General features: G+C 71.1%; 16 protein-coding genes and 1 tRNA gene. 10 read left to right on the forward strand and 7 right to left on the reverse strand.

What is annotated here, in order from left to right; all coding sequences use genetic code 11:
• Positions 1-1,427: 1,427 nt before the first annotated feature.
• Positions 1,428-2,381 carry a TRM11 family SAM-dependent methyltransferase gene (locus ACZ38L_RS34425; RefSeq protein WP_465701021.1) on the reverse strand — a complete coding sequence of 318 codons (954 nt, stop codon included), beginning with the start codon at positions 2,379-2,381 and terminating at the stop codon, positions 1,428-1,430.
• Between the two features lie 56 nt (positions 2,382-2,437).
• Positions 2,438-3,250: a hypothetical protein gene (locus tag ACZ38L_RS34430; RefSeq protein WP_465701023.1), complete on the reverse strand. Its 813-nt coding sequence runs from the start codon at positions 3,248-3,250 to the stop codon at positions 2,438-2,440.
• Positions 3,251-3,687: 437 nt separating this feature from the next.
• Between ACZ38L_RS34430 and ACZ38L_RS34435 the strand changes: the two genes are divergently transcribed.
• From ACZ38L_RS34435 to ACZ38L_RS34480, 10 genes are all read left to right on the forward strand, one after another.
• Positions 3,688-4,452: a hypothetical protein gene (locus ACZ38L_RS34435; protein WP_465701025.1), complete on the forward strand. Its 765-nt coding sequence runs from the start codon at positions 3,688-3,690 to the stop codon at positions 4,450-4,452.
• Positions 4,453-4,805: 353 nt separating this feature from the next.
• Positions 4,806-5,093, forward strand: coding sequence for a pilin (locus tag ACZ38L_RS34440; RefSeq protein ID WP_465701027.1), 288 nt, complete (start codon positions 4,806-4,808; stop codon positions 5,091-5,093).
• Positions 5,094-5,149: 56 nt separating this feature from the next.
• Positions 5,150-6,916: a hypothetical protein gene (locus ACZ38L_RS34445; protein WP_465701029.1), complete on the forward strand. Its 1,767-nt coding sequence runs from the start codon at positions 5,150-5,152 to the stop codon at positions 6,914-6,916.
• A complete protein-coding gene (locus ACZ38L_RS34450; RefSeq protein WP_465701031.1) occupies positions 6,913-7,887 on the forward strand; it encodes a PrgI family protein in 975 nt (324 codons plus the stop codon). The genes ACZ38L_RS34445 and ACZ38L_RS34450 overlap by 4 nt, the downstream gene beginning before the upstream one ends.
• Positions 7,884-9,662, forward strand: coding sequence for a VirB4 family type IV secretion system protein (locus ACZ38L_RS34455; protein WP_465701033.1), 1,779 nt, complete (start codon positions 7,884-7,886; stop codon positions 9,660-9,662). The genes ACZ38L_RS34450 and ACZ38L_RS34455 overlap by 4 nt, the downstream gene beginning before the upstream one ends.
• Positions 9,659-12,079, forward strand: coding sequence for a DUF8128 domain-containing protein (locus ACZ38L_RS34460; RefSeq protein ID WP_465701035.1), 2,421 nt, complete (start codon positions 9,659-9,661; stop codon positions 12,077-12,079). The genes ACZ38L_RS34455 and ACZ38L_RS34460 overlap by 4 nt, the downstream gene beginning before the upstream one ends.
• 8 nt (positions 12,080-12,087) lie before the next feature.
• On the forward strand, positions 12,088-13,041 hold the full coding sequence (locus ACZ38L_RS34465) for a replication-relaxation family protein (RefSeq protein ID WP_465701037.1): 954 nt from the start codon (positions 12,088-12,090) through the stop codon (positions 13,039-13,041).
• Positions 13,042-13,053: 12 nt separating this feature from the next.
• Positions 13,054-14,022, forward strand: coding sequence for an NlpC/P60 family protein (locus ACZ38L_RS34470; RefSeq protein WP_465701039.1), 969 nt, complete (start codon positions 13,054-13,056; stop codon positions 14,020-14,022).
• Positions 14,023-14,168: 146 nt separating this feature from the next.
• Positions 14,169-14,966 carry a hypothetical protein gene (locus ACZ38L_RS34475; protein WP_465701041.1) on the forward strand — a complete coding sequence of 266 codons (798 nt, stop codon included), beginning with the start codon at positions 14,169-14,171 and terminating at the stop codon, positions 14,964-14,966.
• Between the two features lie 102 nt (positions 14,967-15,068).
• A tRNA-Ile gene (locus ACZ38L_RS34480) sits at positions 15,069-15,142 on the forward strand.
• A gap of 54 nt (positions 15,143-15,196) precedes the next feature.
• On the opposite strand, the gene ACZ38L_RS34485 is transcribed toward ACZ38L_RS34480, so the two are convergent.
• The 5 genes from ACZ38L_RS34485 to ACZ38L_RS34505 form a co-directional block, all read right to left on the reverse strand.
• Positions 15,197-16,357, reverse strand: a complete 1,161-nt coding sequence (locus ACZ38L_RS34485) for a DprA-like winged helix domain-containing protein (protein WP_465701043.1) — start codon at positions 16,355-16,357, stop codon at positions 15,197-15,199.
• A gap of 85 nt (positions 16,358-16,442) precedes the next feature.
• Positions 16,443-17,288 carry a hypothetical protein gene (locus ACZ38L_RS34490; protein ID WP_465701045.1) on the reverse strand — a complete coding sequence of 282 codons (846 nt, stop codon included), beginning with the start codon at positions 17,286-17,288 and terminating at the stop codon, positions 16,443-16,445.
• A gap of 153 nt (positions 17,289-17,441) precedes the next feature.
• The gene (locus tag ACZ38L_RS34495) at positions 17,442-17,735 is read right to left on the reverse strand and encodes a hypothetical protein (protein ID WP_465701047.1); all 294 of its coding nucleotides are present in this window, start codon (positions 17,733-17,735) and stop codon (positions 17,442-17,444) included.
• A 44-nt stretch (positions 17,736-17,779) separates the two neighbouring features.
• Complete coding sequence (locus tag ACZ38L_RS34500) at positions 17,780-18,184, reverse strand: hypothetical protein (RefSeq protein ID WP_465701049.1); 405 nt, start codon at positions 18,182-18,184, stop codon at positions 17,780-17,782.
• Between the two features lie 105 nt (positions 18,185-18,289).
• Positions 18,290-18,769, reverse strand: coding sequence for a hypothetical protein (locus ACZ38L_RS34505; protein WP_465701053.1), 480 nt, complete (start codon positions 18,767-18,769; stop codon positions 18,290-18,292).
• Positions 18,770-18,885 lie beyond the last annotated feature (116 nt).

Genomic DNA, 18,885 nt, shown 5'->3' on the forward strand with positions numbered 1-18,885 from the left:
ACCGCCAAGCCCTTCCGCTGGACCTACGACGGCACCCCACTCAAGGAGGCAGCCTGATCAACACCCCTCCACGAATTAACGCGGAGCAGCACTAGCAGACCAGCAACCAGCGATGCCGCCCTCCCCTGTAGCGGCTACAGAGGGCGACCAGGACCGCAGCGCTGGCCGTCCCGCAAGGACGCCGAGCTCGGGCCGCCCAATGGTCTGCGCGGGCACGGGCAGCCACTCCGGCAAGGTGAGGTCGACGGCGACCGGGCTCGGGTTGCAAAGCGCGAATTCGATGACCGCGGCCAACGGACCGTGACCGGTGAGCATCTGGAGGTGTGGGCCGCGGCCCGATCCACCCGACCGGACCTCTCCGCGTGCCCCAGTGGAGGAGGGCCTGGGCTGGTGAGTCCTGCACTGGCAGGGCTGCACTCCAGAGACGGCGCCCGCGGGGCACGGACCTCCCGCACCGACTATGCAACCAGATGATGACGTACCACACCGCCAATGCAGCCAGCAACCTTAGCCACCATGGCACTACGCCTGAAGCGCATTATGGCGGAGCTCCACATAAGACGAACCACCAAGCGAGAGACAAGCACGGACCTGGTCTCCCGAACCTGCAAGAGATTGACTCAGGCTACTTACAGCCGGAACAAGCGACCATGCCGATGAAACGAATCCGAATCGACCGAGATTTGGATCAACCATCAAGCCAAAGAATAGGGCGAGACAGGGCCTTGGCGAGCCATTAGAAAGATGAGCAGCTCTGATCGCAGCCCCTCGCCCACACGCGGCCTTAAAGAGGCTCCTGCGCGCCGCAGCGTCACATTCACCAGGAAAACTTGCGCCAACGACAATATCTGACTGCCTCGAAAAGAAAATCTCAACTTCCGCCACCTCGGTCACCACCTCCCATCTCTCCAACCGGGACGAGTCGCACATTCGGGGGCACCCACCGAGAGTCCTGGCTACTCCTTCGGCCAAGAAGGCGTCAGCGGTAGTGACACGCCACGTTGGCAACAGCACGACCGTTTTTCCACGCATTGTGCCAGCCCTCAACATGGCAGCACTTACAGAGCTTTCATTCCGCTGAGGCTTCTCATCGCGGATGTGCGACTCACGACCAGTCGACTCAATGACTCTGGGCTCACCAAAAAGGTCGCCATCAATCAACACTACGCCTACCCACGCTGGCGCCATACACGATTTCCCTAGCGATGCAATAGGGGATCCAATGTTCAGGTTGACAGCAACCATAAAGGCACGCCAAGGAGACAGCATTAGTCACTTCGAGGCACCTTTTCGGCCGGTCAACAGACAAACTCAGGGTGCGCGATCCACTCAATGACCGCCTATCCATCTCCAACGCCCTACTCGTCGATCCTTGCGTTTCCGGAACCGGCCGGGCACCCCCGGCCGGCAACCGCAGTCGGAGGACCTCAGGTGTTTTGACCTGGAATCAGCTTTCCTCCCTCGTGAGGCTTGGCGAAGACGAGTACGTCTTCGTGGACGATCAGGTGCATCGGCACCCCGGCGGCGCGGGCGTTGCGGATGTTGGTGAGTTGGAAGAAGGAGGGGCGGGCGACGAGTTGGCCGTCGCGCACCCCCGCGAGGAGGGCGACGCACCGTTCGACGGGGGTGAGGCCTGCGGCTTGGCCGGCGGCGATGACGGCGGTGGGGAGGTCGACGAGTTCGCCGTGGTGGCGCCAGGGGCGGGCGGTGACGGCGACGTGGGCGCCGGGGGCGAGGAGTGGGGTGCAGTTGGTGAGGATGGTGGTGAAGGCGTCGAGGAGGTGGTCGGTGGGGGCGTGGGCGAGGTTGGCGGGGTTGGTGCCGTAGGTGGTGTCGAACTTGGTGATGCCGCCTTGGTGGGTGTCGCGGGTGGCGTTGACGCGGCCGTGGACGGAGGCGCCGTAGGGGGGTGAGGTGAGAAGGAGTTGGACGTGGCCGTGGTGGGCGGGGTCGATGAGGGTTTGGGTGTGGCGGGCGTCGCCGGTGGTGACGGTGGCGGTGCCGGTGGCGCCTTGGGTGCGGGCGAGGTTGAGGTTGGCGCGGGCCACGGCGGTCCAGCGGCCTTCGAGTTCGATGCCGAGGGCGTTGCGGCCGAGGTGGACGGCTTCGACCAGGGTGGTGCCGATGCCGCACATCGGGTCGAGGACGAGCTCACCTGGGGTGGTGTAGGTGGTGATCGCGTGGGCGGCGATGGCGGGGAGCATCTTGGCGGGGTGGGCGGAGGTGGCCGGGGTGTAGCGATTGCGGCGTTGGCCGGCGGCGGGCTTCTGTGCGGTGATCCACACGGAGGTGGGCAGGGAGGCGAGGGTCACCGGGGCGGTCGGGCGAGTCGGGGTGCGGGGTGGGGTGGGGAGGGTGGCAGCGGTCTCGGGCGGGTTCATCGCGGTCTCCGGGTGATACGAGGGCGGGGCCGGCGGCGGAGCGAGATGACGGTTCGTTATGGCTTGGTGAAGACCAGGAGGTCGTGGTGGACCAGGAGGTGGCGGCCCGGGCTGGTGCGGGGGTGGTGGCAGGCGCAGCCGGGGCGGTGCTCGGTACGGGGTGAAGGGGTCGGAGTGAGGCGGTCGTGGTGGGCACCGCTTTCGACGGCAGCAATGTGCTGGAGGTAGACGAGGCCAGCGGCTTGGGCCTGGGTGACCAGGTGGCCGGCGGTCTGCTGGCCGCTGCTCTGGCGGGTGGCGGTAACCAGGACGCCGCCGGTCTTGAGGGCGTGAGCGCAGGCGGCGGTGAGGATGGCGAGTTGGGTGGGAGTGGTGGGGTGGTGCGGGGCGGCGATCGCCAGTTGGGCGGTGCCGTCCACGTCGGGGGTGGTGGGCGGGTGGCCGGGGCGGCCTCGGCGCAGCAGGGCCAGGGAGGCGAGTTGGGGTGCCTGTGTGCGCAGGGCGGTGTGGGCGTGGTGGGTGCCGCGGCGGGTGGGGGTGTGGGCGATGACCTTGCGACCGGTTTTGACGGCGGCGATCAGGCAGGTGGCGTTGCCAGCGTCGGGGAGGTAGACGAGGTCTCCGCGGGTGGTGAAGGACTCGACGATGCGCGTGGCGAGGGTGAGGGGGAGGCGGTTGGCGCAGGCTGCCTCGGTCCCCGGTTCGCAGACGGGGCAGCAGCCGGTGAGCGGTCCGGTGAGCCAGACCGACAGCGGTACCCCGGTCGGGTTGGCGCGGCGGGGATGTGGGGGTCGGTCGGTGGTGGTGCGGGGGCGGGTGAACAGGTCCTGGAGCGTGGCGGGGCTGAGCGGGCGGGTGGGCTGGTTCATACGGATTCGGCCCAACGGCCGCCGCGAAAACGCTGACACCTATAGAAACCGGATTTTCTGGCCCTTTTTAACGGCCGACCGCTTCGATGGCGAATAAGTCATATCAGTGCCGGGGCCGGTGAGCGCCTCGGTGTCGTTCCCCTCCACGGTTCGCGAGCGGCTTCCGTGAGGGCTTTGCCGAGAATTTTTCGGGATTCTTCTCGGTGTCCGCGCCCCCAGCTCTTCCCCACCCGTGGTGGGGGCGTTCGTACAGGTCAGGGCCCTTCTGGGGGCGCGCTGGGGGCCTGTGGGAGGGATCAGGTGCGGTGGTTTCCCCAGGTGTTCCCCAGGTCGGCTCTTGGGTGTACCCGGTGGTGCTCCGGCCCGTCCCCAAGGCCTTGGCGAGACCGGTGCCAGCGGCGAAGTCGCGCCGCCGGCAACCGAGAGGACGAACCGTCATGTGTGAGAACACCGCCGCCCGCATGGAGCCGCTGCAGGCCGTGGAGGAGGAGTTCCGGCGCCTCGTGGAGCGCTCGCACCCGCTGACCCTGGTGGTTGGCGACCTGGATCCGGCGCTGCCGCAGCACCCGCTGGACATGGTGACGCTTCGGGCGCTGCTACTGCACCCGTCGGTCGGCTACCAGACGCGCGGGGCCGTCTGGGCCCGCCTGCTGCGCCGGACCACCGCCCCGGGCTGGCGTGGGGAGGACTGGCCCATCGCGGTCTGCGCGATGGCGCTGCCGGGACTATGGCGGATCGCCGCCCGGCTGCGCCGGGAGAACCCGGAGCTGGGGCAGGAAGAGGTGCAGCAGGCGATCTTGGCCGGGCTCTGGGAGGCCGCGGTCGAGCTGTGCGAGCGCCTGGACAGCGTGGAGGCCGGCCGGATTCCGGCGAGTCTGTGCTGGTCGGCGGACCGCGCCGCACGCGCCTACCGGGTCGGCGAGCTGCGGCACGCCGACGCACGGGCGGAGCTGGACGAGCAGCCGGAGCAGCACGACGGCGCGCCGGCGGGCAGCCCTGATCAGGTGCTCCGACGGGCGGTGGCGCGTGGGGTGCTGAGCCGGGAGCAGGCGGAGCTGATCGCGCGCACCCGGTTGGAGGGCGTAGCGGTGCGGGTGCTGGCCGTGGAGGCCGGGACCTCGGTGGAGGCGATGGGGATGCGCCGCCACCGGGCGGAGCTGCGCCTGGCCCGGGCCGTGCAGGCCGGGCTCCTGCGGAGCTGACGTTTCCGGCGATTTTCCGGACCAGGCGTTAGACACGCCGTCGAATCCCGGTTTTTAGAGAGTGAAAGGGCGCCGCCGACCAGCCTCGGCAGCGCCGCCTCGAATTCCGCCGCAGACGCTGACACCGCTGCACCCAGTCCGCCGCCTTTCTCGCGAGGGAGGTAATGGCCCACGGACGTTCGAGGCCGCCCCGCCGCAGCGGCGCCCTTTCACTCACGACTCAGCGGATGCCCTTTCCCTCAGTCTCTTTGGGAGTCTCTATGTCAATAAGTCGTCGCAGCCGAGCCCCGCGCAGCCCAGTGCTCTGCCCGATCGCTGTCGCGACCACTCTCGCCCTGGCCGGTGTACTGCTCGTGGCCGCAGCGCCCGGCGCTGGCGCAGCGGAGGCCGTCCTGCGGTCCGGCCCGCCGACGATCGACCAGGTGTTCGCGAACATCACCGCGTGGATCACCGGGATCGTCGCCGTGATCGCCACCACGTTCCTGACGTTCGGCGGCCTGCGCTACCTGATGGCCGGCGGTGATCCCGGTGAGGTCGAGAAGGCCAAGGGGGCGCTGAGGAGCGCCGGCATCGGCTACATGATCGCGATCCTCGCCCCAGTGATCCTGGACGTCCTCAAAGGTCTGGTCGGCGCGAAGTGACACTCCGCCGCCGGACCTGCGCTGCTGCGGCGATCGCGGCCATCGTCCTGGCCTTGATGGCAACGCAGGGCCGCGCCTTCGCCGATCCCGGTGGCCCACAGCCCGCGCCCGCACCCGCGCCCGCCGCAAGCCCGGCGGCTCCCGCGCCCTCACTGCATCAGACGGAGCCAGTACCAGCGCCGGCCCCGGCACCGTCGCCTGGACCCGCGCCCTCGCCGCCGGCCGACACCGGAGGAGGTGGGGATGTCAGTGACTCGGCGTCGTTTTGGGACATCCCCGGGCAGATCCGCGAAGCGATCACCGGCTGGCTGGCCGACCTGATCCGGCCCTTCGTCGAGCCGCTGTTCAACACGCTGGTCGAGGTGCTGCTGGTCACCGTCAACCCCGCGCAGCAACCCCGCATCGTCGAGCTGTGGGAGGCGATGCGGCTGCTCACCCTCGCCGGCTACGGCCTGTTCATCCTCGCCACCGGGCTCACCACGATGACCCACGGCAGCGTCCAGCACCGCTGGGCCGCCCAAGACCTCCTGCCGCGCCTGCTGCTGGGCATCGCCACCTCCAGCCTCTCCATGACCATCTGCTCGATCACCGTCGATCTGACCAACGCCCTCGCCACAGCGATCTTCGGTAACAGCATCAGCGCCCACGACCTGGCAGGCACCCTCATCGGCCTCTTCCTGGCCCAACTGACCAGCAGCGCGGCGCCATACACGCTCGTCATCCAACTGGTGGCACTCACCCTCGGCGTGACCCTGCTGGTCACCGCGTTGATGCGGACCGCGGCCACCGACATCCTCACCGTGGCGAGCCCGCTGATGCTCGCCTGCCACGCCCACCCTGCCAGCGACGGCATCGCCCGCCTCTGGTGGCGCGCCTACCTAGGCTGCATGGCCACCGAGATCGCCCAGGCCATCACCCTGCTCGTCTGCGTCAAGGCCCTGCTCGACCCCAACAACTACGGCATCACCCCGCTCACCGGCACCACGCCGCTGATCAACCTCCTGCTGCTCTGCTGCACCCTCTACCTCCTGATCAAGATCCCCTCCTGGATCCGACGCATCGTCACCACCCCCGCCCGCACCATCACCGGCACCACCGCCGGACCACGGATGCCAGGCCTACGGGTCCTGCGCAAAGTCGCCCTCGGCGCGCTCGGCATGTCACTCGGGCCATACGCCTTCGGCGCCCGACTCGCCGCCGGCATCCGCAGAGCACGGGCAGCCGGCGCTGGCGGGCGTGCGGCCGGGACCGCGGCGGGCCGCATCCCGACCTACCAGTGGGGAACTCCCCGGCGCCACCGCCCCGGCGGCGGTGCGGCAGGACCCACCGGCCCGGGCACCCCCGGACCGGGCCGAGGCCCAGCCGGCAGCCCACACAGGCCCGTGCCCTCCGGGCCGGGCCCCGGTGTCGGCGGCGGGCACGGCGGACCTGCACCCGGACCAGCCGGTGGCCCGGGCACCTCACCCATCCCCGGCTACCAGTGGGGCCAGCCGCGCCGCCGCGGTCCCAGCAACCAGCTCGGCACCCCACCCACTCCGCCCCCTCCAGCCCTCGGCCACTCCCCAGCTCCCGCCGGGCCAAACGCACCCCCGAGCCCACCGACCACCCCCAACGGAACCGGAGCCGGGCCGAGCCAGCCACCGCCCGGCAGCACCAGTAGGCCGCCACGGACACCGCCCTCAGCCGCCAGACCCACAGCCCCCAGTGCCCTGCGCCCGGCCCGCACCCCCACACCCCCGCCGCTCCCCCGACCCGCCGTACTGCGCCCGCCCCTCGACGACGGGCCACCCAGCGGGACCCGCCGCAAAAGGAAACCCAAATGATCAACCGCACCGACGGCGAAGAGCCGTGGACGTCGCTGGTGAAGATCCCCGCCGACGTCGACAAGGACGACACCGTCCTCGGCCCCCTCACCGCCCGCCAAGCCATCCACGTCGGCCTGGTCCTGGCCGCCCTCTGGCTCGCCTACCAGGCCACCAAGCACCTCCTACCGCCCCTGCTCTTCGCCGCCGCCGCGCTGCCGGTCGGCACGGCCGCAGCCCTCACCGTCCTCACCCGCCACGACGGCCTTCCGTTGGACCGCTGGCTGCTCGCCGCCTGGCGCCACCACCGCTCGCCCAAACACCTCATCCCTTCCAGCAAGACGACCGACGCCTATTCGCTGGCCTGGCAGAGCGAAGTCGTCCAGAACAGTGCAGCGAAAGGTCTCGGGAGGTTGGCGCTGCCGGTCGCTGACGTGCGCGAGGATGGGCTGCTGGACCTCGGCCTGGGCGGAAGCGCGGCGCTCAGCGAGGCCGGCATGGTCAACCTCGCGCTGCGCACCGGCGGCGAGCAGCAAGTCCTCATCGCGGCGTTCGGTCGCTGGCTCAATGCACTCAGTGCCCCGGTCCATATCCTCCTGCGCACCCGCCGCCTCGACCTCGGCCCGCGGGTGGCCGCGCTGCGGCAGGCCGCACCTGACCTGCCGCACCCGCTCCTGGAGCAGGCCTGCCTGGATCACACCGACTTCCTCACCGACCTCGCCGGGCAGCACGAGTTGCTCCAGCGCCAAGTGCTGATCGCCCACCGCGAGCCGAGCCCTGATCCCGGAGCCGCAGCGCGGGCACTTCGCCGCCGTGAGGAGACCGCGGCCCTCCTCTCCGCCGCCGAGGTTCCTGCTCGGCCGCTCACCGGAAGCGCCGCGTTCGCAGCCCTCGCCGCGGCCTGCGATCCCAACTCCCCGCACCACCCCAACCCGGCGCTCCCCCACACACCCGTGACCAGCACCGCGACCACGTCCGGAGAACTCTGGTGAACACGAAGCTTCTGAAATCACGTCAGCAGTACGTCGAGGAAGTAGAGAGTCTCGGGCTGGGTCCTGATTCGGTGCAGGTCGAGTCCCGGCTTCTGTCCGTCGGCGACCTGGTGGCCACCACCCTGATCGTGACCGGTTACCCCGCCGAAGTGACGCCGGGCTGGCTGGACCCGCTGCTCACCTACCCCGGCCGCCTCGACGTCTCCCTCCACATCGAGCCCGTCCCGTCCTCCGTTGCGTCCGACCGGCTGCGCAAGCAGCGGGCCCGCTTGGAGGCCAGTCGCCGCAGCGGACAGCGCCACGGCCGGCTGGAGGATCCCGAGACCGAGGCCGCGGCCGAGGACGCCGCCGAACTCGCCTGGCGCGTCGCCCGCGGCGAAGGCAAGCTCTTCCGCGTCGGCCTCTACCTCACCCTCTACGCCACCGACCGCCAAGGCCTGACCGACGAGCTGTCCGCCGTGCGCGCGCTCGCCGAGTCGATGCTGCTGCGCTGCCAGACCGCGACCTGGCGCGCCCTGCAGGGCTGGACGACCTGCCTGCCGCTCGGCATGGACCAGCTGAACAGCACCCGCACGATCGACACCGCCGCCCTCGCCAGTTGCTTCCCTTTCTCCTCCCCCGCCCTGCCCACCACCGACCCGCAGGCCGCGACCGGCGTGGGCGAAGTGCTGTTCGGGCTGGACACCGCCGCCTCCGGGCTCGTGCTCTGGGACCGGTTCGCCCAGGACAACCACAACTCTGTCACCCTCGCCCGATCCGGCTCCGGAAAGTCCTACCTGACCAAACTCGAAGCCCTGCGGCTGCTCTACCAAGGCGTCCAGGTCTTCATCATCGACCCCGAGAACGAGTACACCCGCCTCGCCCACGCGGTCGGCGGCGCCGTCATCCCACTCGGCCGCCCGGACATCCGCATCAACCCGCTCGACCTCGCCGCGGACGGCACCGCCGACCAGCTCACCCGACGCGCGCTGTTCCTGCACTCCTTCCTCGCCGTCCTCCTCGGCACTACCTCATCGCCGGCGGAGAAGGCGCTGCTGGACTCGGCGATCCTCGCTGCCTACCGGCAGGCCGGCATCACCCTCGACCCGCGCACCCACACCGCCCAGGCTCCGCTGCTCGCCGACCTCACCGATGCCCTGGCCGCGGCCGGACCGGAGGGCGAAGCCCTCGTCGCCCGCCTGGCGCCCTACATCACCGGCACCCACCGGCGGCTCTTCGACGGCCCGACCACCGTCTCCGCGGGCGGGCACCTGACGGTCTACTCGCTGCGCGACGTGCCCGACGAGCTGAAGACCGCCGCGCTCCTGCTCACCCTCGACCGGATCTGGCAGGCCGTCACCAACCAGCACGACCGGCGACCGAGGCTCGTCGTCATCGACGAGGCCTGGCTGATCATGCACGACGAGCACGGAGCCCGGTTCGTCTACCGAATGGCCAAGTCCTTCCGCAAGCACTGGGCAGGCCTGTCCGTCGTCACGCAGGACACCGCCGACCTGCTCGCCACCGACCTGGGCAAGGCCGTCGTCGCCAACGCCGCCACCCAGATCCTGCTCCGGCAAGCACCCCAGGCCATCGACGCGGTCACCGAGGCCTTCCGCCTCTCCGCGGGCGAGGCCGCCTACCTCCTGACCGCCGGCAAGGGCGAGGCCCTGCTCTGCGCCGGCCCCGGACGCAGGGCCGCGTTCACCGCCCTCGCCTCCGACATCGAGCACGAGCTGATCACCACCAACCCCGCCGAACTTGCCGACCACACCCTCCCAGGAAAGCCCCGGTGACCGCCGATGGCAGCATCGGCGGAGGGCCGATCGGCCACCTCCTCACGCACCCAGATCCCTGGTGGCCCGCCACCCTCGCCTCCGTCGACCGTGCCGACTGGCTGCTGCTCCTGCCACTGGCCGCCGCTGCAGCCGGCGTCGGCGTCGCGGTCCGCCGCATGCTTCACCGGAATCAGCAGATCCGACTGACCACGGGCGGCAACACGCTGACCGTGCTCTGTCCGCCGAAGGTCGACCCGATAGCCGCAGCCGCCCTGTGGAGCCACCTCGTCGGCCTCCTCCACCCCTGGTACCAACGGCTGTTGTCCGGGCAACCCCATCTGGCCTTCGAATACCACTTCACCACCGACGGCCTGACCATCCGACTCTGGTCACCCAACTCGGTACCCCAGGCACTGCTACGCCGAGCCATCGAAGCCGCCTGGCCCGGCGCCCACACCCAACCCGAAAAACCACCGGCACCGCTCCACAAGGAGCAGCTGTTCACCACCGGCGGCACCCTGCGCCTGGCCCGCCCGGAGGCCCTGCCGCTGCGTACCGACCACGACAGCGACCCGCTGCGCGCTCTCCTCGGCGCGGGCCTGGCCCTGCAACCTGGGGAGAGCGCCACCGTCAGCATCCTCGCCCGCCCCGCGACCGGTCGGCGCGTCCGCCGGGTCAAGGACCGGATCAAGCAGATGCGGGCCGGCAGCAGCGGTCCCCCGCGCGCGGGCCAGGTGTTCGATCTCCTCACGCACCGGCCTTCGCGCGCCATGGCCGGCTCGTGGAACCCGGAGCAGCAGGCCGAGTTGCGCTCCGCGCTCACCAAGGTTGCGGGACCGCAGTGGGATACCGCAATTCGCTACGCCGTCAGCATCCCGGTTCGCCTGGCCCCCGCAGCGAGCGAGGATGCGGAGTCGGCGGTGCGTGAAGCTTTCGCCGCAGCCACCGCGCGGGCCCGCGGGCGGGCACACGCCGTCGCCTCCACCTTCGCCGTGTACTCCGGCCGCAACTTCTACACTCGCCACCGACTCCGCCACCCCGCCCAGCAGCTGGAGGCCCGCCACTTCCCGCTGCGCGGTGACCTGCTGAGCGTCCCCGAGCTCGCAACCGTCGCCCACCTACCACTCGACCCCGCCGCCCCCGGTGTCCAGCGAGCCGGTGCGCGCTCCGTCCCACCCACCCCGGCCATCCCCCGCCCCGGACCGACCGTCCGCCCGCTCGGCGTGGCGGACAGCGGCCCTGCCCGGCCGGTCGGGCTCGCGGTCGCAGACGGGCGCCACCACCTGCACATCGTCGGCGCCACCGGGTCCGGCAAGTCCACCCTGATGGCCACCATGGTCCTCGACGACGCCGCAGCAGGCCGCGGGGCACTCGTCATCGACCCCAAGGGCGACCTCGTCAACGACCTCCTCGCCCGCCTACCGGAGTCCGCGCTCGGCCGCACCGTCCTCCTCGACCCCGACGACCACGCCGCCCCACCCCGGCTCAACGTGCTCGAAGGCTCTGACCCGGACATCGTCGTCGACAACCTGGTCGGCATCTTCCGCCGCATCTTCGCCGCCTTCTGGGGCCCGCGCACCGACGACATCATGCGCGCCGCCTGCCTGACCCTCCTCACCTCCCCCACCACCGGAACCACGGTCACCCTCGCCGACATCCCCCGCCTGCTGAGCGAACCCGCCTACCGCCGGCGCACCACCGCCGGCATCGACGACCGGGTACTGCGCGGCTTCTGGACCTGGTACGACCAACTCTCCGAGCCCGCCCAGGCCGCCGCGACCGGACCGCTGATGAACAAGCTCCGCGCCTTCCTGCTGCGCCCGTTCGTCCAACAGACCATCGCCGTCGGCCCCTCCACCTTCGACCTCAGCCACATCCTCGACGGCGGCATCGCCCTGATCCGGCTCCCCAAAGGGGTCCTCGGCGACGAAACCGCCCGCCTGCTTGGCTCCTTCGTCGTCGCCAAGACCTGGCAGGCCGCCCGCCACCGTGCCCACACCAGCGAGCACGCCCGCCGCGACGCCGCCCTCTACTTGGACGAGTGCCACAACTTCCTCACGCTCCCCTACCCGCTGGAGGACATGCTCGCCGAAGCCCGCGGCTACCGACTCGCCCTCGTCCTCGCCCACCAGAACCTCGCCCAACTCCCCCACGACCTACGCGAAGGCATCTCCGCCAACGCCCGCAACAAGATCACCTTCAACGCCTCCCCCGAAGACGCCCGCGACCTCGAACGCCACATGACCCCCAACCTCACCACCCACGACCTGTCCCACCTCGGCGCCTACCAGGCCGCCGCCCGCCTGATCACCAACAACGCCGCCTCCCCGGCCTTCACCCTGCACACCACCCCGCTGCCGCCAGCCACCCCAGGACGCTCCACCGCCATCCGCCACTCCTCCCGCACCGCCTACGGCCCCAGCCAAAGGACGTGACAACACCCATGACCGCCACCCCCGCCACCCGAACCCGCCCGCGCCTCCCGCTCGCCACACTGATCCGGCGCCTGACCGCCCGAGACATCTGGGTCCTGGAGATGCTGCTCGAACACACCTACCTGACCTCCACCCACCTCACCCAACTCCTCGGCGTGTCCCGGCGCTCCGTCAACCGCCGCCTGGCCACCCTCGCCGAACTCGGCCTCCTCGACTCCTTCCGCCCCCACCACCGCCCCGGCTCCGCCCCCGAACACCACCTCCTCGGCCTGGGTGGCGCCCACCTGCTCGCCGCCCGCTACACCACCACCCCCGCCGCCCTCGGCTGGCGCCGCGACCACGCCACCCGCGCCCTCTTCTCCCCCTTCCTCACCCACGACACCGGCCTCCGGACCTTCTTCACCCAACTCGCCCACCCCACCACCAACGGGCAGCTCACCACCTGGTGGTCCGAACGACGCTGCGCCCGCCTCTGGAGCGACCTCACCACCCCCGACGGCTACGGCCACCACACCGGACCCCAGGGGCAGACCGCGTTCTTCGTCGAGTACGACACCGGCACCGAGCCCCTGCCGAGGCTGGCCGCGAAGCTCGACAACTACGCCGAACTCGCCACCGCCACCCGCACCCGACCCCTCGTCCTCTTCACCCTCCACAGCACCACCCGAGAGATCAACCTGCACTACCGACTTCAGCACCACCGCGCCCTCGACCGCATCGCCGTCGCCACCACCAGCCGCGACCAACACCACCCCGCCGAACGCTCCTGGCTTCCCCTCACCCACGCCGCAGCACGCGCCCACCTCACCGAACTACCCGGCGCCTGGCTCACACACCAGCACCCGACCACCACCACGTTCACCGACGAGCAACCGACCCAACCGGGCGCCGGTGCGCGCCACATTCCCGCCCCGACACCCGTACCGCCACCCCATTGCGCAGCCATCGACCAACTCCAGTAGCTGGCAGCCGACATGGAGTCCGCCGCCGCACGCCTCGGAACCGCAGCCGGAGCCAGCTGCCTCGCCTTCCTCGCCCTCGTCACAGCCGCGGCAACCGCCGTGGTCTCCACCCTCACCGGCGGCGGACTTCTCAGCTTCCTGTTCGGCGACGACACCACCCCCGGCAGCGGCGCCCTCGCCGACGTCCCACCCGCGATGCTGACCCTCTACCAACAGGCTGCACCCGACTGCCCCGGCCTGCCCTGGACCGTCCTCGCCGCCATCGGCAAAGTCGAGACCGACCACGGCCGCGCCCCCACCCACCTCTCGAGTGCCGGTGCCGTCGGCCCCATGCAGTTCCTCCCCGACACCTTCAACCAGTACGCCCACCCCGTCCCACTCGGCGGCGCCACCCCACCCACCCCCTGGGACCCCGCCGACGCCGTCCACGCCGCCGCCCGCCTCCTCTGCGCCAACGGCGCACGCGACGGCTATGACCTGCGCACCGCGATCTACGCCTACAACCACGCCGACTGGTACGTCGACAAAGTCCTCACCCAAGCCAGTGTCTACGCCCAAGCCACCACCCCGAACATCGCACCTGGCCCGGCCGCAGCAACCTCTATCGCCTTCGCCCGCTCCAAGATCGGAACACCCTACGAATGGGGCGGCACCGGAGGCCCCGGCCACGGCTACGACTGCTCCGGCCTCACACAGGCCGCCTACGCCGCAGCCGGAATCCAACTCCCCCGCGTCGCCCAGGACCAGTACGACGCCACCCCCAAGGTCCCTGCCCTCGCCCCGCCACTGCCCGGCGACCTTCTCTTCTACGGCATCGACCCCCAGCACGTCACCCACGTCGGCCTCTACACGGGACACGGTCAGATGATCGACGCCGCCCACACCGGCACCACTGTCCGCACCGAACCCGCCCGCCACCCCAGCGACCACTACCTCGGCGCCGCCCGACCCACCCCCGACCTGCCAGCAGCACCCCGGTGATCTCAACCGACGGGACAGGTGCGCACGACCGGGCACCCGGTGCGCACCAACAACCCGCCCCGCCAACCTCAGGAGCCGCACCACCCGTGCCCCACCCGCCGCCACCCGCTCCGCCGACCGCCGTCGAACTGCGCCGCACGGGTCGGGTGATCACCCTGGGCACCTGGGCCCTGATCAGCGCGGTGTGCACCTTCTCCGCCATGACCGGCGCCCAGTTCATCGGTGCCCACTCCCCCTGGCCATGGTCCGGATGGATCCTGGCCGCTGGCATCGACAGCGCCTTCGTCATGGCCCTCCAAGCTGACGCCACACTTGCCCGCTACGGCACCACCGGCGGTACCTGGCCCACCGCCTTCCGCTGGACCACCGGCACCTGCTCGGTCTTCGTCAACACCGGCGACGCCGTCCTCCACCACGATCCAGTCGGCACCGCCATCCACCTGATCGCTCCAACGCTCCTCCTCGTCCTCGGCGAAGCCGGACCCGCCTGGCGCCGCCAGCTCACCACCTTTGACCCGCCAGCTGGTGGCAAATGCCGCCCACTGGCAGCAACGGACCAGACGAACCGTCAACCTGCGTACCTGGACGTCGCATCCCCATCCGTCGGTTCAGAGCACACCAGCGCGAACCCCGAAGGTGCGCACCAGCCCTCCCAGTTCGAACCCCACCCGGCCAACAACACGGTCGAGCACCAGCGCACTGCACTCACCCCGGACACCCTGGTGCCCACCCCGGTACAGGAGGTGACCAGTACACGGACCCACCCTGCGAACCCGGTGCGCACCTCCGCCCAGGATCGCGCGCCAACCGACGCGAACGAGGCCCGCGCCCGCATCGTCCAAGGCCGACTGAACGGCCTCAGCCAACGGGAGACAGCCCGCCTTGCCCACCGCAGCCCCACGTTCGTCCGCAAGGTCTGGACATCCCTGCCAGACCAGAACTAGCCACTGCCCCCACCGAATCCGTGAAAGGAATTTCCGAGTAACACAGGAAGGCCGCGCATTTGTGAGATCAGCGGTTGATCAGCTAACGTTTCCGCGCGGCACGGGCCTATAGCTCAGACGGTTAGAGCGCTTCCCTGATAAGGAAGAGGCCACAGGTTCAAGTCCTGTTAGGCCCACCGGCGTTAAGCGCCCGGAGTGGATACCCACTCCGGGCGTTTCGACGTTCACCTTCACCCGGCACCCGGCCAGTCCACCGCGGCAGTCGGGGCGGCCTGGTAGCGGCGAGGCTTGTCACAGGTCATGACCGCCTCGCCCCGGTCGACCATGGTGCTCAGGGCATTACCGATGGCCCCGGAGGAGCGGCCGAGGACCCTGGCGATACCCGTCGGGGTCCACTCCTTGTCGGAGTTGGCGCACAGGTGACCCAGCACCAGCTGGTGCAGCTGGCCCGGCGCAAGCCTGGGGCCGCCGCTGGCCGTGGGAGCGGACGGGCGCTTGCGGGGGCGAGGCCGCATCGTGTTGCCGCAGGTCGCGCAGGTGCAGACGTGCTCGACGGTCGCCGCCGAGGGTTCATCATCCTCCCCCCTGCTCTGTTCCTGAGAGCTCGGGTTGGGCTGGTCGCCGCCGCCGTCCGTCGGCCCGCTGGGGTCCGTCCCAGGGGAGCCGGCCGGGGGCAGGGGCTGCCTGGGGCTGTCGGCTGCGGGCAGCCGTTCGGTGTCCGTCTCAGCCGTAATCGGCGCCAGCACCTCCAGGCTGGCCTCCGTGTCCACGGGAGCGGTCTTCTCGCTCTCGCTCCGGGAGGGACTGGCGCTGCCGAACGTGCGCTCGCCGTCCGAAAGGCTGGGCGGCTCGGCCTCGCCGTCGGCCTCCTGTGGGCCCTCCTCCGGCGTGGTGGGCGCGGACTCGGCAACGGGCTCCGCCTGCTGGGTGGTGGCCTCATCGTCGAGGGGCTCCAGCTGGTCGGCCGGGGCAGCGGCGTCGGAGCTCGCCGGGTGGTCGGACGCGGGCTGAAGCGGGAAGCCGACGTCAACCGTGTCCGTCGCGGACTCGCCAACAGTGTTCGGCAACTCGTCAGCGTCGGACGCGACTTCGGTCGGCTCTGCCATCTGGTCGCCCTCGCCGGCTTGTGCGGGGAAGCCCGGACTGGTGGGATACCACAGGTCGGGCAGGCGGCGGGTGCGGTCGTTGCCGCCGGGCGTGCGGTGGGCGAGGCCGCGCTGTTCGAGGGTGGTGAGGGCCTTGCGGGCGGCGGAGGGGCTGACGCCAGTGGCGAGGGCAAGGGCGGCGGCGGTGACGGCCTCGGTGCCGCAGAGTTCGGTGTAGATGTCGGCGGCGGCGCCGGTCAGGGCGGTGACCGGCTGGTTGGTGGGGTTGGTCGTGATGTCGGACATGGCATTGGCTCCTTGACCTGTGCAGCGATTTTTGGGTGCTCGGGGCCGTCGGCGGGACGGCCCCGAGCTGGTTGAAGGGCCGGTGTCAGCGGCGGCCGCAGCCGGCGTGGCCGCAGCCGCCGCAGAACCCACCGCTTGAGCAGGCGCAGGGGCAGCTGCCCGTGTGGGTGCGCTGGCGGGGGACGATGCCGGGGCTACCGGCCGGTGCCGGGAGGGCCACCGGTCGTGCGCCGGTGGGGCGGACCGCCGTCAGGATCAGGTCGGCGAATTCGGCGCGGGTCGCGGTGTGGGTGGCGTGTGCGAGGGCGGTGTCCAGGCCGGGGGCGAGGGCGCCTGGGGCGGGCAGGGCGAGGGTGAGTGCCAGGCGCAGGACCAGCTCGCGTTCCAGGAGGAGGTCGTAGCCGCCGGGTAGGACGCGGGCTGTGTGGCGGGTGGCGGTGGTCAGGGCCTGGGCTGGGGTGTCGGTGTTGGAGCTGCGCAGGTGGATGGCGGCTTGGCGGGCGGCGATGTGGAGGAAGTGGCTGAGCTGCCCGGCGGTCAGGACCGGTGCCTGGCGGGGCCGGGCGGGCACCGGGGTGCCGGGGGTCGGGGTGGCGGGCAGGTGGGTGAGGGCGGTGAGGAGCGCGGTTCGGCGGATCGGGCGGGGCCAGGCGCGGTCGCGGTTGTCGAGCCCTCGAGCGAGGTTCGGGGCGAGGAGTCCGCGGGGTGTCAGGTGGGCGGCGTGGGCGAGTCGGTAGGTGCACTCGCGGCGGGCGAGTTCGGTGTGGCCGGGCGGCCAGGCGCCGGGCGGGATGGTCTGGTGGATTTCGCGGCGGGCGTCGGTGAAACGATCGTTGTCGGCGAGGGCGGCGGCGGTCGCGGTGGTGAGGATGGTGGCGGTGAGGATGCGCAGGCCGGTCAGGTCGGTGGGCGGGTTCTGGTGAGCGGGCATGGCGGCTCTCCTGGTTTGGGGCGTCGTGGCGGGTCTCGGGGGCCGGGGCATTGGGTGCCCCGGCCGGGGTGGGAGCGTGCGGCGGACATTGGAGGTCAGCCGAGCGTCGTCCGTGGGAGTGGGGTGGTGCGGGGACCGATGGGTCGGTGGCGGTCAGGCGGCGCCCGGCAGGTCGTCGTGCGGGTCATGGTGAAGTTCGATCCAGGCCTCGGGCGGGAGGTGGCCGATCTGGCCGCCGTCGCCGATCCAAACCGCGCCGCGTTGTTCCCCGTCCGGGGCGGCGTCGTCGGGGTGGGTGGTGGGCGGGATGTGCGGGGTGGCAGTGACGGCCCCGACGTAGTGCTCGTAGGGCCATTCCGGGGACAGGGCGAGGCGGACGGGGGTGCGGGGGTCGAGGCTGGTGAGGCTGGCCAGGAGGTCGGCGACGGTCAGGTGGCGCTGGGACACGGTGGATCGGCCTTTCTGCGGTGAGCCGGGTGGCTGTGCTGTGGTCAGTTGGGCTTCTGGCTCGATGAGTCGAGCTGGTGGTAGGCGTGGATCAGCTGCTTCAGGTGGTGGGTCTGGGTGCGGGCGATGGCGTGGAGGATGTCGAGGTCGGCGCCGGTCCTGGTCATGACGGGGTCGTCGTGGACGGGGCTCAGGGCGCCGCCCGCGGCGAGGGTGTCCAGCCGGGTCCGCGCGGCCTGGAGGCTGCGGTGGATCGAGTTCGTGGTGCTGTCGAGTTCGTCGGCGTTGCGGATGATGAGCTTGGCGAGGTGGTCCAGGGCCTCGCCTCGGCCGGTGCCCTTGTGCGGGGGCGCGAACAGGTGGGTGGCGAGCAGGTCCTTGGTCATCGCCTTGCCGGGCTGCGGGATCGGGATGGGCCCGGTGGTAGTGGTCCGGGTGGTGGTGTTCATGATGTGGAGGCCTTTCCGGCGGGGCGGTCAGGTTGCGGGGTGCTTTCGGTGGGGCGGCCGTCGCGGGTCTTTCCGGTCGCCCCGGGCGGTTGTTGGGCGGGGCGGTCAGTCGTACGTGGGGCCGTACTCGCAGGCGTTGCGGTGGCCGGGGTCGTAGACGAAGGTGTCGTCGGCGGGAAGGTCGGCGGGAAGGTCGCGCCTGTTGGCGGGGGCCAGGTCAGTGAAGCGGGTGATGGTCCAGACGGGAACGTCGGCACCGCATACGGGGCAGGAGTCGAGCAGGCGGATCAGGTCATCGTCGTAGAACGGGGAGCTGATGACGAACCGGTACGTCGTCACGCTCCCGTGGTCGTCGGCCGGGTCGGTAACGGTCAGCAGGAGGGGTTCGCCGCTCTGGTAGTGCCGGCGCAGGCCGTCGCTGGCGACGGTGACCTCATCCAGCGGGACACCGAGGAGGTTCGCCAGGCGCAGTTGGGCTGCGGCGGCCTCTTCGGGGCGCGCGGGGTGAGCGAAGAACGGGTCAGCGGTGGCGGTGGCCAGGTGGTCGAGGGCGGCCTGGGCGCGTGCGGCGATGGTTCGGGGCATGGCGGGGGTCACCTTTCGGGTGGCGGGGGGGGGGGGGGGGGGGGGGGGGGGGGGGGGGGGGGGGGGGGGGGGGGGGGGGGGGGGGGGGGGGGGGGGGGGGGGGGGGGGGGGGGGGG

This window comes from Kitasatospora sp. NPDC024654 (genome assembly GCF_055559155.1).